This is a genomic window from Azospirillum melinis (assembly GCF_013340935.1).
In the GTDB taxonomy this organism is placed as follows: domain Bacteria; phylum Pseudomonadota; class Alphaproteobacteria; order Azospirillales; family Azospirillaceae; genus Azospirillum; species Azospirillum melinis.
The window spans coordinates 1-12,659 of record NZ_WHOS01000103.1 but is presented as its reverse complement, the minus strand read 5'-3'; the positions used below and the strand labels follow the sequence as shown (position 1 = coordinate 12,659).

The window sequence follows — 12,659 nt, the reverse complement described above, 5'->3', positions numbered from 1 at the left end:
CATGGCGGGCGTGAACTCCGGTGATCCGTGGTGAGACTGCTTCAGCACCAGAATCATACACGAATTCAGTGGATTAGCCTTGCGCCCGCCGCCCCTTGCGCCAGCCCTGATGAATTATTCGGGTTAGAGCCGCCGGTCGGGTTGGCCAGCACCACGGGTCCTACCAGCACCATGTCGAAGCGGTTTCCCAAAGACAGGTCGAGCGTGACAGTGCCGCTAACGTTGCCGAGATTTACGGGCGTGGCAAAGACGGCGCGGCCAAAGGTCATCACCCCATTGGCTGTGGCCTTAAATACGGATGCAGATATTGCACCGCACCAGATCGCAAAATCTCGAACGCCATTGCCAGACACATCGGAAAGCAACCCCCAGCCGGACCCGATATTGAGAGTGGCCCGGCGCGAGGTGACGTGACCGCTTTTGGCAACTTGGAGGCTTGTCGGGAACTGCCCGGTCTGACCTCCACCAATATTGACTGTGCTGCCGTCAGAAGCGTTTACGTCAAGGCCTCCGCCAGAGGTCGTGATTTGCGGGTTCCCTGTGCTGGTAACGCCTTTGACGTACAACGACCGAGTGGCATTGGCCACATAAGCGACGCTAAGCTGCGCAAACCCGCCGACAAAAAATGTAAACCACCCGCCACCCTTGGTATAAATCGCGCCTCCGACAGTGGGGTCAGACCCAGTGAATGAAACTGTCGGAGGACTGCCAGTTACGCTGCCTGCGATATCGATCCGGTTGACCGAGCCGACCGGGGAGCTTAGCCGGAGAACCTCAAGAGCCCTGGCAATAATGCTCAGGGTCTTTGTGCCGCCAACCTGTGCAAGACCGGTATCACTGTCGCCGGTCACCGCCCACCCTGGCGCAGCGGCGGTGCCAGCCGGAAAGCTGGTCGGCATGTCGCCGGCACGGGCGAACCCGACCGCGACAACGTCCGCCGCCGCGAAGCCCCCCGGCCCGGTCGGGCTGGAGACGCTGAACGTCCACCAGGAGCCGTTATCGACGGCTGCGGTAACGTCCGCCTCGATCCACTTGGTGAGGTTGAGGCGGTGGCTGATGCGCAACCGGCCCTTGACCGGGTTGGTCGACCCGCCCCATGCCGTGAACACGGCCGATAGGTTCGCCGACGCAGCGTCGCTCTCCGAGATGTAGATCGCGGTGATGCTGGCGACGGTCGGGTTGCTGACCCAGACCTTCCCGGCTCCAGGGTCCGCAGCGCTCGTCCCTGTGTCCCAATTCATGCGGACGGCCGGAGCAGCTCCGCCTGCTGCCGATGCATACTGATCGGCTGTCGTAGCGCTCACAGCCGCAGCGGATGCGCTGCCAGCCGCCGCACCGGCGCTGCCCGCCGCAGCGGTCGCGCTGCCACTGGCTGCCGTCGCACTCCCGGCTGCGGCGGATGCACTCCCCGCCGCAGCCACTTCGGAGGTGTGGGCGGCAGCGGCACTGCCCGCCGCTGCGGCCGCCGATCCTGCGGACGCGGTCTGGCTGCCAGCGGCGGCGGTGGCGTTGTCCGCCGTCGCTTGGCTGGCCGTCACCACGTCGCCCAGCATCGGCTCGAAGTTGGTGTCCGGTCCGCCGGCGCCGGTCAGGCCGAAGGGATTGGACGAGAGGCTGAACGGGCCGAGATTGTACTTCTTCAGCCGGTCCAGCGCGTCGGAAAACAGGCTCATTCCCGCCACTCCAGCAGGTTAAGGGTTAAGGCCGCCCAGATCGGCGGCAGGTATTTGTGCTGGTAATCGCCGACCAGCCGGAACAGGCCGCCGTACCAGAAGCAGGCCTCCGGGCTGGCCACGTTGGGCAGCCAAACGATGGGCTTTTCGTTGCCGGCGCGATGGGCGGCGGCGAACAGCTTGTCGCGCAGCGTCGGCTGGATCGCCGCCAGATCGATCACCGCGGTGCGCTTGCGCAGGCCCGGCTCGGCCCAGACATAGCCGCCCGGCTGCTCAATCAGTTCGGTGTTGGGTTTCACCCCGTCGCTCGAGCCCGGCGCGTGCCGGGTGACGGACAGGCCGTTGCCGGCCCAGCCCAGCCCCAGCCGATAGACCGTGTCATCGGTGCCGTCGGGCTTGTAGGCGCCGCCCCACAGGCTCCACCGGATCACCCGGGCGCGGCAGAGATCGACGTTGGCATGGATGTTGGTGGTGTAGCGCCGGAAGTCCTCGTTCGGCAGGCCGCCGCGCAGCCAGCTGCTGTAGCCGGGCTGCAGCGTCTTGGGATCGTAGAGCCCGGGGATCACCCGCCGGTCGCGGCCGTTGGGCATCCGGGTATCGGCCACCTTCTGCGTCCGGCCGCTGTCCAGGAAGGCTTCCATCCGGAAGAACGATTCCTGCCAGAGGTTGAGATGCAGCAGCCCGGCATAGGCGATGTCCACCGGGTACAGCCACTCCATCTCGATCACCACCGGATCGGCGGCGGCGCCGAGCCGGGCCGTCACCGCCCGCTCTTCGAGCGGCGTGGTCAGGATCGAGGTCAGCGGCGCGGTGCTCGCCCAGCCGGTGCCCGGGCTGGTCAGCGTACAGGGGTTCACCAGCTGATTTGACAGCTCGTTGGTGTCGACGAAGAACCCGGCCATGATCAGCGCTCCCCGTAGAGGGTGGCGCCGCCGCCGCGGTCGCGGTTGGTCCGGCCGGTGCAAACCAGCGTGGCGCCAACCTCGAAGCCGGCGATGTCGTCGGTGACGCTGAAGCCGTCGCCGATCCACAGGCCGGGCGCGCCGTCGCGGACCTTCACCTCGTAGGGTTGCGGCGGGTCCTGCTTCTCAGCCTGCCATTCGGACAGCTCGGCCGCCGCTTCGACCGCCACCGTCAGGGCGGTCTCCACCGTCGCCACCTTGGCGCCCTTGCCGTAGGCCGCGACGATCCCCGCGTCCGTCTCGCCGGCAACCTCCCGCCATTGCTTGGTCCACAGCGCGACATTCGCCGAGTCGGTGGCGTCGTAGGCGGTCTGCGTCACCGGGTTGGGGTTTTCTGCATAGCGCAGCACCACCTGCTTGGCCGGCGGCGTGTTGGACCGGGTCGCCAGTCCAGCTGTCCGTGCCGATGACGTCCATGATGCCGATGGTGCCGGGCGCCTCCGCCATGGTGGCGGTGGCGGCCCAGCGCTCAAGCGCGTCGGACGGCGGGTCCCAATGCAGGCCCTCGGGGCGTTCGAACGCCTGGGCGGCGGGAAGGTTACGGAGCGACATTGCGGGGTTCTCCTGCGCTGATGAGGCCGCCGCCGTCGGGGTGCGCTCCCAGGCCGACCGACTCGCGGACCTCGTTGACTTCCATCCATGGCCGCTGGCCGCCGGCACCGAGCGCCTTGGCGAAGAACTCGGCCTGATCCTTCAGCGTGCCGCGCAGCAGTTCGGTCTCGTCGAAGTCGGGGAAGAGGGTTCCGCGATCCGCCAGAGGGATGCAGGACCGGGTGATCGCCTGCTCCCAGGCCTGGAACCACGGCGCCAAGCCGTAACGGACGAAGAGGATGCTCAACTGCTCGATGCCCGAACCCCAGGACGTATCGTCCACCCCCATCAGCGGGCGCGGCACGCCGAAGACGCGGGCGATCTCCTCGACCAGCGAAGCCCGGGTCTCGATCAGCTGGCCGTCCTTGGCCGTGCTGGCGAAGGGCTTCGCCTCCATGCCCTCCTCGGTGATGATCCACTTGCCGGCGTTCTCCGGACCGGCGTGGATCTCGTTCAACGATTCACGGAGGAACTGTTTGCCCTCGGGCCCCAGCTTGCCGGGGTGCTTCAGGTTGCCGCCGACCATCATGCCGTTGCGGAAGATGCGCTCCGCGGCGCGGCCGGACTGGAGGGCGAGCGAGATCGTCTCGGCTGCCTTCTGGACGCGGGACAGACCGGTCAGGCCGTTCAGCGACAGGCCGCGCAGGTGCAGAACGTCGCGGGCGGCGTAATAGCCGAGCGAGCCGTCGGCGCGGGTGATCTCGTAGCGCACGGTCAGGTCCGGCATCTGCCGCACCATGACGCGGCAGGGGTCGACCGGGATGAACTGGGTGATCTTGGACCCGGTGCGCACGATGATGGCGTAGGCGTTGCCGTGGACCAGCACCCAGGTCTGCATGAGCTGCTTGAACTCGAACGCCGTCTGCCAGCTGTTCGGCTGGTAGGCGAGCAGGTCGAACAGCGGGTGGGCCTCGTCCTTCACGACGGAGCCGGCTTCCCGGCGCATGAGGAAGACCGGCAGCATGCCGATGCTGCTCGACACCAGATCGACGCAGCGGAAGACGGCCGAGTTGCGCAGCGCTTCGTCGACCGACACCGTGGTGCCGGCCAAGGCTCCCGTGCGCAGGAACTCCAGCAGGGACGGGTCGTCCAGGCCGGTGAAAAGCTGCCCGCCGCTCGCCTGGGGCCGCTGGCCGCCCTGCGCCCGGCCGCCGCGGAAGAAATCGAACAGGCCCATCGGCGCCTCACATGATCAGCAGGCCGCGCGTCGTGTAGACCGACGGCCCCTGCGCTTCCGGGTTTGTGGACATGAGCGCGACCGCGTCGAAGGCGGCCATCAACGCATCGATCTTGCCGGCGCCTGCCGCCTGCTTCGTAATGACGACGGCATTGCCGCGGGGCTCCACCTTCGCATTGCCGACGCACCATGCCATGAGCGGCTGGCTGGCGTGGGCCAGGGTCCCATCGACCAGCTTGCGCTCGGCCGTCTTGATGGCTCCGGTCAGCTTCCAGCCTTGTGACACGCCGATGACGCGACCCTTGCCGGAGGAGTCCTCCTCGCCGCCGATCTTCCGCTCCGCCAACGCGTCAACGATGGCGCCGACGCCCATCGGGTCCAGTCCGACCGACGCCAACAGGCCGGAGGCGTCCACCTTGGCGATGATGTCCACCAGCTGCGTCACGTCGTCGGGCAGATGGTCGACGATGGTCAGGTCGCCGCCATTCTCGAAGTCGAGGAGCCGCGGCGCCTCCTCCTTCCGCCGGGTCAGCACGCCGCGGTGTGCCCAGGCGTGGGCCCACAGCAGCCATTCCCGCGTGAGCTTGTCGCGGCCAAGGATGGCCAGCCCGAGAAGATCGTCCAGGCCGCCACCGTCGATGCCCGCCACCACCACGTCCGACCGCTCCAGGATCGCATCGAGCGTCAGCGCCTTATCGCCGCGCGCCTCCCAATGATCCGCCCCGGCCCAGCGGTCGGAGCGCAGGTTCAGCCCGATCTCGACGTTGAGGTGCTGGGAGGCGAACAGCGCCAGGGCATCCGGCCCCTCCCGTTCGGCCTTGCCCAACTCGCGCACGAGGAAGTCGGTATTTACCGACCGGCCCAGGTTCGGGTTGACCAAGCCCATGTTCTCCGGCCGGGTCCAGCCCTTGCCTTCGGCGACGCGCGCGGGCAACTCGTAGATGACCGGCAGCAGGGGCAGAGACTGCTCCCCATCGCGCACCCGCCGGGCCGTCCCCAACTCCGACTTGAACACGCCGGCCGGCGTCGTCTTGCTCTGTGTCGAGATCTGGAAGAGGAACCCGTCCGGCCGGGCCGCCAGGGCGCCGCGCAGCTCGACAAAGACGTCGGCGGCGCGCGACTTGCTGGCGAAAACGTGGGTCTCGTCGATCAGGATGAAGGTGGCCTTGGCGCCGGTCACCGCGTCGGTGTCGGCGGCCACGATCTTGATCGCCGCGCCGCTGATCCGGTGGGTGATAGTCCGGATGTGGCGCTGGGGGTGGAACAGCTTCTTCAGCGCCTCGTCGGCACGGATCATGCCGGCGGCCTGCCGGAACGAGATGTCGGCGATTTCCTTCGTCGGTGCGACCAGCAGCAGCTCGGCCTCGGGCCGGCGGTTGATGATCGCCGCCGTCACCATCACCGCGGCGGCGTTGGTCGATTTGCCGTTCTTCTTGGGCACCAGGAGGAACACTTCCTGAATGGCCCGCCGGTGCGTCACCGGGTCGTAGGAGCCGAACAGGGCGGCGACGATGTCGCGGAACCAGTCGCCAGTCGCGTCAGCCAACAGCGGCGTGCCGATCACGTCGGGCAGGCGCAGCCGGTTGAAGATGCGGATCGCCTTTGCTGCCTCCTCCTGGTTCAACGGCAGGTCAGGCACCAGCGAGCGACCGGAGAGGATACGGTCCTCCCAGTCGAGACAGGCGGTGTTCCAGGCTGTCATCAGTTCGGCCGCGCGCCGTTGAAAGCGAGGTCATCGCCCCAGGCATCCAACGAAGCGACGGCACGGGCGTCCTCGGCGGCCTTCTCTTTCTTGCCCTTCTCCTCCGGTGCCCCGACCGGCCGGAACATGCCGAGGTGCTGACCGATCTTCACCAGCGCGCCGAGCTTGTCGTGCATCCGCACCTTCAGCGCGCCGTCCTTGGTCTGGGAAACCTCCAGGATCGCGGCGGCAGCGTCGGCCGACAGCTTCGAACTGTCGGTGATCACCACCTCGTTGCCGATCTCCAGCAGCGGCTCGCCGGTTTCGGGATCCTCCGCGACCTGCTGGACGTTCGCGCGCCACTGGACCACATCGCGGATGTCGGCGAAGCCCAGCTTGGCCAGTTCGGACAGCACCCGCTCCGGGGTGATGCCGGTGCGCGTTTGCAGCAGGATGCGACGCCGTTCCAGTTCCGCGACTACCTTAGCATGGGTTAGCAAACGGCTGGCCTCGACGGCGGCGTTTTTCTCGCTGTAGCCGGCAGCGATAGCGGCCTTTTTCCCATTCGGGTCAAGAAGATAGGCCTCGACAAAGCGAAGCTGCTTCGGGGTCAGAGACATTAGCAAATCCCTCCAGCCCTCGTTGGCCGGGAAAAATTCTGCGCGTGGGGGAAGGCGCGGTCCCCCGGTCGGCCGCCGCCCCGACTTTCGACACCCCCTACCCCCTCATCGTAAGGGGCGTGCCAGTCGGGGCGGCGGGTCAGCCGCGGGCGAACCCCTGATCTCTGGCCGTCCGCCCCGAGTGGCAGGGCTTGCACAGTACCCGCAGGTTCGAGCGCACCAGCCGCAAGTCAGGCCTGTCGGTGATGCTCTCGATGTGGTCTACCTCGGCAACCGGGGTGATGGCCGTCGCCTCCCGCTTGCGCAGCACCACGATGGTGCCGCACGCCTCGCAGCGGCAGCCCCGTTCGATCACCACCGCATCCTGCAGCTTCTCCCAGTCGCGGTCATAGCCACGCTGACGGGCCGACCCGCGGGTCTCGTCGTGGCGCCGCTTGCGGTCCTGCTCCGACACCGCGGGCGCCAGGGCCTTGCCGGTGCGGGTGTCCAAGATGGACAGGGGGGATCTCAGGGTATGGAGACGTGCCATCACATAGCCCCTCTTCCGCTCGGCTTTCCGCTGAAGGTGCCGTCTGGGCTGCTATCTGAAACCTGCTTTCCCACGAAATCTCATTGTTACAATGCAGAAATTCTTCGATACATTTTGTTCAGTGACAATAATGAACGCAAATCCAATCTTTGGTTCACCAATGAAAATCGCTGCTCTTCATAGCAATTCCCAAACCTCTGGAGATTTGGATGATAATCTATGCTTTTCGCAGCGAGCTTAAATCTATTATGTCATACACCGATATGCAGAACATATGTCTTTCATCTGCCAGAAACAACAGAAAGTGGAATGTTACTGGCTATATGGTTGAGTGCGGCGGGGTCTTTCTCCAGGCTTTGGAGGGACCAGAGGACGCGGTCACCTCGATCTTTCGAAGGGTCGTCAACGATCCTCGCCATCATCACGTCGACCTTCTCCTGTCCAACGATGGGGTGGCTCGTCGGCAGTTCGGCGCTTGGGCAATGAACCTGATGTTCCTCGACGACCCCTTGCTTTGGAGAAGAGTTGTCGGCTCCTTAAGCCCCTATGACGACTTCCTTCATCGTTCGCAGGACCCGATCTTCTCCCTTGGCCTGTTGTCACTCGCCTATCAGTTCGCTTGCTCCGCAACGAGCGTTGATGCTGCCGCAACCGGACTGGAGCGCGGCCGGGTTCCGCGGCTTCAGCATATGCTGAGAAGCTGAGAGGCGCCGCGTCTGCCTATGTACACGCAAGGTGCCGGTGCGCACGCTGTGTGACCTCGCTCGTCTCGACGAGGCCCAGGTCGTCGCCGGCCGGCGGCTGGCCGAGAACCCCAACAGCCGCGAACCGGGACGGAAGCACAGCCGCGCCTTCTGGCATGGCTGGCGGTCGCGTCGGATGGAACTCAGCCCCGATGACCGGGACGAGGCCCATTGCGAGCTGTACTTCCGGTTCTGGTGGTGGGTGCTGCGCCACCAGCCCGACAGCCTGCGGATCGTCGCCGGCTACGCCCCCGATAGCGATATCGCCCATTCGTCGGTCAAGGTGACGGAGATGTACCTGGATTACGTCGACCCAACGACACGCCAGCGGGCAATGAGGTTTGGAGGCAGGTCGGCATAGAAGTCGGCATAGCTGTAACGGTTCCACGAAGGTTGCAACCTTCGAACCGCTCTATTTGATCTGCTATGTCATTGATATGATTACGCGGTGGCGGAGGGGATGGGATTCGAACCCACGATAGGGCTTTAAACCCTATGACGGTTTAGCAAACCGTTGCCTTCAGCCACTCGGCCACCCCTCCAGCCAGTGCGGTTTCCCGTGGGTCACCGCTGGCGTGGGGAGGGTTCTAACGGCCGGCCGTACCCTTGTCAACGCTTACAAAGCCACAAATCCGCTTTTCCTGAAAATCTTCGGAAAGGGACAAATCTGTATAAAATTTTAGGTACTTTTTAACGGAAGGCGCTTATGATGCCACCATGAGCAATAAAAAGCCTGGGTGCCGAACGACTCGGTCGCGTGGGGGCTGATCCCGACAAAGCCCCGCCGGTCAGTGACGCCGCACCCCGTCGCCGTGGAGGATGCCATGACCCTGTCACGCCGTTGCGCCGAAACACTGATCGACCTCGTCGAGATCAAGCTGAGCTGTCTGGAAATCACCGACCGCGAAGACCAGCGCGAAAAGGAATTGCTCCAGCGCTGCGTTCAGGAGCTGACCGCCGAGCTACAAGGCGAGAACGGCGCGCTCGCCAACTTCGCGGCACCGAAGCGTCGCGGCCGGCGGCCCAAGCATCTGCAATTCCACGAACTTCACGTTGCCTGACTGAACCTGCGGCTGATCAGCCACCCTGTCGCAGGGCCGCACCACGGGTTCAACCCAAGACCGGCTCCGCAGTTACCGCCGGCTCTATCGCCGGAGCTTCGCGGGGCAGCTGGATGGTAAAGCGGGTCCCCTGCCCCGGCCAGGACTGGACGGACACGCTGCCGCCCAGCGGGCCGGTGACGGTGTTGAAGACGATATGCAGCCCCAGGCCGGAGCCGCCCTGCCCGCGCTTGGTGGTGAAGAATGGGTCGAAGACCTTCGACAGATGCTCCGGCGCGATGCCGGCGCCGTCGTCGATGAAGTCGATCCGCACCCGCTCGGCCCCATCCGCCTGTGCGGTGATCCTGATCGTGCCAACCGGCTTCTCGACCAGGCGGTCGCCGCCCCGATCCCCAGCCCGATCCCCGTCGCCATAGGCATGCACGACGGCGTTGATGACCAGATTGGTCAGCACCTGCCCCAGCGCGCCGGGAAAGCTGTCCATCGTCAGTTCGTCGTCGCACTCCACCGCCACCCGCAGATTGGTGCGTTTCAGCCGCGGACGCAGAGAGAACAGCAACTCCTGGATATAGCCGCCCAGTTCAAACACCCGGCGGTCGCCGGAGGACTGGTCGACCGCCACCTGCTTGAAGCTCTGCACCAGTGACGCGGCGCGGTCGATGTTGGCCATCAGCAGGCGGCTGCTCTCGCTCAGCCCATCCAGAAACTCGAGGAATTCCGACCGGCGCAGCGCGTTGCCGGTGAAACGGTCCCGCAGGACCTGCGCCTGTTCGCCGATGTGGCTGGCGGCGGTCAGCCCGATGCCGATGGGCGTGTTGATCTCGTGCGCCACCCCCGCCACCAGTTGGCCGAGCGAGGCCATGGTCTCGGCCTGGATCAGGCTCTCCTGCGCCTCCCGCAGGTCGGCCAGGGCCTGCTCGGCCTCTTCCCTGGCCTGGATCATCGCCGACTCGGCAGCCTTGCGGTCGGTGATGTCGTAGAGCCAGGTCAGCAGCGCCGCTTCACCGTCCAGTTCAATGCTGTTCCACGAGGACAGGACCCAGACGACGCTGCCGTCCGGCCTGCGGAACCGGATCTCGGCATTGCGGAAGGCGCCCTCCCGGTCGAATCGGGCGATCAGCGCCGCGCGGTCGGCGGGGTCGGCATAGAGGTCGGTCACCGGCGTGCGCATCAGTTCCGAGCGGTCACGGCCCATCAGCCGCACGGACTGGGCATTGCAGAACAGCCAGCGGCCGTCGCGCGTGGTGACGTTCACCGCGATGGGGGCCGCCTCCATGATCTTCAGCAGACGTTCCTCGCTGGCGCGCAGCCGCTCCTCCTGTCGCCGCGCCTCGGTGATGTCGGTCATGATGCCGGCGTAGCGCACCGCCCGCCCGGTGTCGTCGCGGAAGGCGCGGCCCTTGGCGGCGATCCACACCCATCCGCCGCCCTCGTGCCGCAGGCGGTAACTGTAGGCGTAGGCCGAGGTTTCGCCGGCCAGATGCGAGGCGATATGGGCCAGAACCCGTTCGCGGTCCTCCGCATGCAGCCGCCGCTCCCAGAAATCGGGCGGCATCGCCGGGCGCGTGCGATAGCCCAGCATGCGCGGGAAGGTGTCCGACCACCAGCAGGTGCCGGCCACCAGATCGGCGTCCCAGACCGCGGCCCCGGTCGCCTCCAGCGCCATCTCCAGCCGTTCGCCGATGTCCGGTTCGTGGAGGGCATGCGCCGGCCGGGCGCCGGCAGGATTGGCGGAGTGTGGCGACGATGGATGGCGGGCCGCCCGGCGACCGGCATACCGGCCCAGCAGCACCCCGAGCAGACCGCCGACAGCACCAGCCGCCAGCGCCATCATCACCGGCTCCGCCGCCATGGTTCCTCCACCGTTTCCAGCACTGTGACGGCGGAAACCGGGAAAATTCAACTGCGGCTTTACCGTAACGGCGGGTGGCACCCAAGAAAAAAGCCCCTCCGCCGAACGGAGAGGCTTTCTTTCGGGCAAGACGGCGATTTCCGTCCGCCGACAGGGACAGGCAGATTAGCCTTTCAGTTTCTTCATAAGGATTTCGTTCACCATGGCCGGGTTGGCCTTGCCCTGGGTCGCCTTCATCACCTGACCGACGAAGAAGCCGAACAGCTTGTCCTTGCCGCTGCGGAACTCCGCCACCTTGTCGGGGTTGGCGGCCAGCACGGCGTCGATGGAGCCTTCGATGGCGCTGGTGTCGGTGACCTGACGCAGCCCCTTCTTCTCGACGATGTCGGCGGCCTTCTCGCCGGTTTCGAACATCGTCTCGAACACTTCCTTGGCGATGCGCCCGGAAATGGTGTTGTCGGCGATCAGGTCGATCAGGCCACCGAGGTTTTCGGCGGACACCGGGCTTTCCTCGATCTCCTTGCCGGCCTTGTTCAGATAGCCGAACAGCTCGCCGGTGACCCAGTTGGAGGCCAGCTTCGGATCGCGGCCCTTGGCCACCGCCTCGAAATAGTCGGCCTTCGACTTTTCCGACACCAGCACGCCGGCGTCATAGACCGACAGCTTGTAGTCTTCGATGAAGCGGGTCTTCTTGTCGTCCGGCAGCTCGGGCAGCGTCTTCTTGATGTCCTCCACCCACGCCGCATCGAGTTCGAGCGGCAGCAGGTCGGGGTCGGGGAAATAGCGGTAATCGTGCGCCTCTTCCTTCGACCGCATGGAGCGGGTCACGAACTTGGTCGTGTCCCACAGCCGGGTCTCCTGATCGATCTTGCCGCCTTCCTCGATGATCTCGATCTGGCGGCGTGCCTCATACTCGATGGCCTGCATGACGAAGCGGATCGAGTTGACGTTCTTGATCTCGCAGCGGGTGCCGAAGGCGTCGCCCGGCTTGCGCACCGACACGTTGACGTCGCAGCGCATGGAGCCTTCCTCCATGTTGCCGTCACAGGTGCCGAGATAGCGCAGGATGGAGCGCAGCTTGCGCACATAGGCACCCGCCTCCTCCGAGGAGCGCATGTCGGGTTCCGACACGATCTCCATCAGCGCCACGCCCGACCGGTTCAGGTCGATGTAGGTCTTGGACGGATGCTGGTCGTGCAGCGACTTGCCGGCGTCCTGTTCCAGATGCAGGCGCGTGACGCCGACGGTGCGGCTGGTGCCGTCCGGCAGGTCCAGCACAATCTCGCCCTTGCCGACGATAGGCTGCAGGAACTGGCTGATCTGATAGCCCTGCGGCAGGTCGGCATAGAAGTAGTTCTTACGGTCGAAGACCGAGTGCAGGTTGATCTCGGCTTTCAGGCCCAGACCGGTGCGCACTGCCTGTTCGACGGCATATTCGTTGATGACGGGCAGCATGCCGGGGAACGCGGCGTCGACGAAGCTGACCTGGCTGTTCGGCGCGGACCCGAATTCGGTGGCGGAGCCGGAAAACAGCTTCGCGTTCGAAATCACCTGGGCATGGACCTCAAGCCCGATCACGACTTCCCAATCGCCCGTTTCACCCTGGATGTACGACATCGTTCCGCTCTTCGACGTTCACGGCACGGGACGGGACGGGCGCCGCCCTGGAAGGACGCCCCGGCCATACCCTTGGAATCCTGTTTCTTCTAACGCCCTTTGCGTTCGCGCGCACGCTTTATCGCGCCGCATCCTTCCTACCCCGCCCCTACC

Annotated in this window: 12 protein-coding genes and 1 tRNA gene; 3 read left to right on the top strand and 10 right to left on the bottom strand. The window is 65.6% G+C overall.

What is annotated here, in order from left to right:
• Positions 1-65 precede the first annotated feature (65 nt).
• The 7 genes from GBZ48_RS34640 to GBZ48_RS34610 all read right to left on the bottom strand — a co-directional run bounded on the left by GBZ48_RS34640 (position 66) and on the right by GBZ48_RS34610 (position 7,233).
• Positions 66-1,673: a hypothetical protein gene (locus GBZ48_RS34640; RefSeq protein WP_174475181.1), complete on the bottom strand. Its 1,608-nt coding sequence runs from the start codon at positions 1,671-1,673 to the stop codon at positions 66-68.
• Positions 1,670-2,575, bottom strand: coding sequence for a hypothetical protein (locus tag GBZ48_RS34635; RefSeq protein ID WP_174475180.1), 906 nt, complete (start codon positions 2,573-2,575; stop codon positions 1,670-1,672). The genes GBZ48_RS34640 and GBZ48_RS34635 overlap by 4 nt, the downstream gene beginning before the upstream one ends.
• Before the next feature lie 2 nt (positions 2,576-2,577).
• On the bottom strand, positions 2,578-2,985 hold the full coding sequence (locus GBZ48_RS34630; RefSeq protein ID WP_174475179.1) for a hypothetical protein: 408 nt from the start codon (positions 2,983-2,985) through the stop codon (positions 2,578-2,580).
• Positions 2,986-3,173: 188 nt separating this feature from the next.
• On the bottom strand, positions 3,174-4,403 hold the full coding sequence (locus GBZ48_RS34625; RefSeq protein ID WP_174475178.1) for a phage portal protein: 1,230 nt from the start codon (positions 4,401-4,403) through the stop codon (positions 3,174-3,176).
• 7 nt (positions 4,404-4,410) lie between these two features.
• Positions 4,411-6,105 carry a terminase large subunit gene (locus GBZ48_RS34620; protein WP_174475177.1) on the bottom strand — a complete coding sequence of 565 codons (1,695 nt, stop codon included), beginning with the start codon at positions 6,103-6,105 and terminating at the stop codon, positions 4,411-4,413.
• Complete coding sequence (locus GBZ48_RS34615) at positions 6,105-6,704, bottom strand: terminase small subunit (protein WP_174475176.1); 600 nt, start codon at positions 6,702-6,704, stop codon at positions 6,105-6,107. The genes GBZ48_RS34620 and GBZ48_RS34615 overlap by 1 nt, the downstream gene beginning before the upstream one ends.
• Positions 6,705-6,843: 139 nt before the next feature.
• Positions 6,844-7,233: an HNH endonuclease signature motif containing protein gene (locus GBZ48_RS34610; RefSeq protein ID WP_174475175.1), complete on the bottom strand. Its 390-nt coding sequence runs from the start codon at positions 7,231-7,233 to the stop codon at positions 6,844-6,846.
• A 209-nt stretch (positions 7,234-7,442) separates the two neighbouring features.
• On the opposite strand from GBZ48_RS34610, the gene GBZ48_RS34605 reads away from it, so the two are divergent.
• Both GBZ48_RS34605 and GBZ48_RS34600 read left to right on the top strand, forming a co-directional pair.
• Positions 7,443-7,937 (top strand): BLUF domain-containing protein, encoded by a 495-nt coding sequence (locus GBZ48_RS34605; protein ID WP_174475174.1) that lies wholly within the window; start codon positions 7,443-7,445, stop codon positions 7,935-7,937.
• Between the two features lie 37 nt (positions 7,938-7,974).
• Positions 7,975-8,337 carry a hypothetical protein gene (locus GBZ48_RS34600; protein WP_174475173.1) on the top strand — a complete coding sequence of 121 codons (363 nt, stop codon included), beginning with the start codon at positions 7,975-7,977 and terminating at the stop codon, positions 8,335-8,337.
• A gap of 88 nt (positions 8,338-8,425) precedes the next feature.
• On the opposite strand, the gene GBZ48_RS34595 is transcribed toward GBZ48_RS34600, so the two are convergent.
• Positions 8,426-8,518 (bottom strand) — tRNA-Ser (locus tag GBZ48_RS34595).
• 282 nt (positions 8,519-8,800) lie between these two features.
• Here GBZ48_RS34595 and GBZ48_RS34590 point away from each other — a divergent pair.
• Complete coding sequence (locus GBZ48_RS34590) at positions 8,801-9,037, top strand: hypothetical protein (RefSeq protein WP_174475172.1); 237 nt, start codon at positions 8,801-8,803, stop codon at positions 9,035-9,037.
• 49 nt (positions 9,038-9,086) lie between these two features.
• Here GBZ48_RS34590 and GBZ48_RS34585 read toward each other — a convergent pair whose 3' ends face one another.
• Complete coding sequence (locus GBZ48_RS34585) at positions 9,087-10,889, bottom strand: PAS domain-containing sensor histidine kinase (RefSeq protein ID WP_174475171.1); 1,803 nt, start codon at positions 10,887-10,889, stop codon at positions 9,087-9,089.
• Positions 10,890-11,054: 165 nt separating this feature from the next.
• On the bottom strand, positions 11,055-12,506 hold the full coding sequence (gatB, locus tag GBZ48_RS34580) for an Asp-tRNA(Asn)/Glu-tRNA(Gln) amidotransferase subunit GatB (protein WP_109447583.1): 1,452 nt from the start codon (positions 12,504-12,506) through the stop codon (positions 11,055-11,057).
• Positions 12,507-12,659 lie beyond the last annotated feature (153 nt).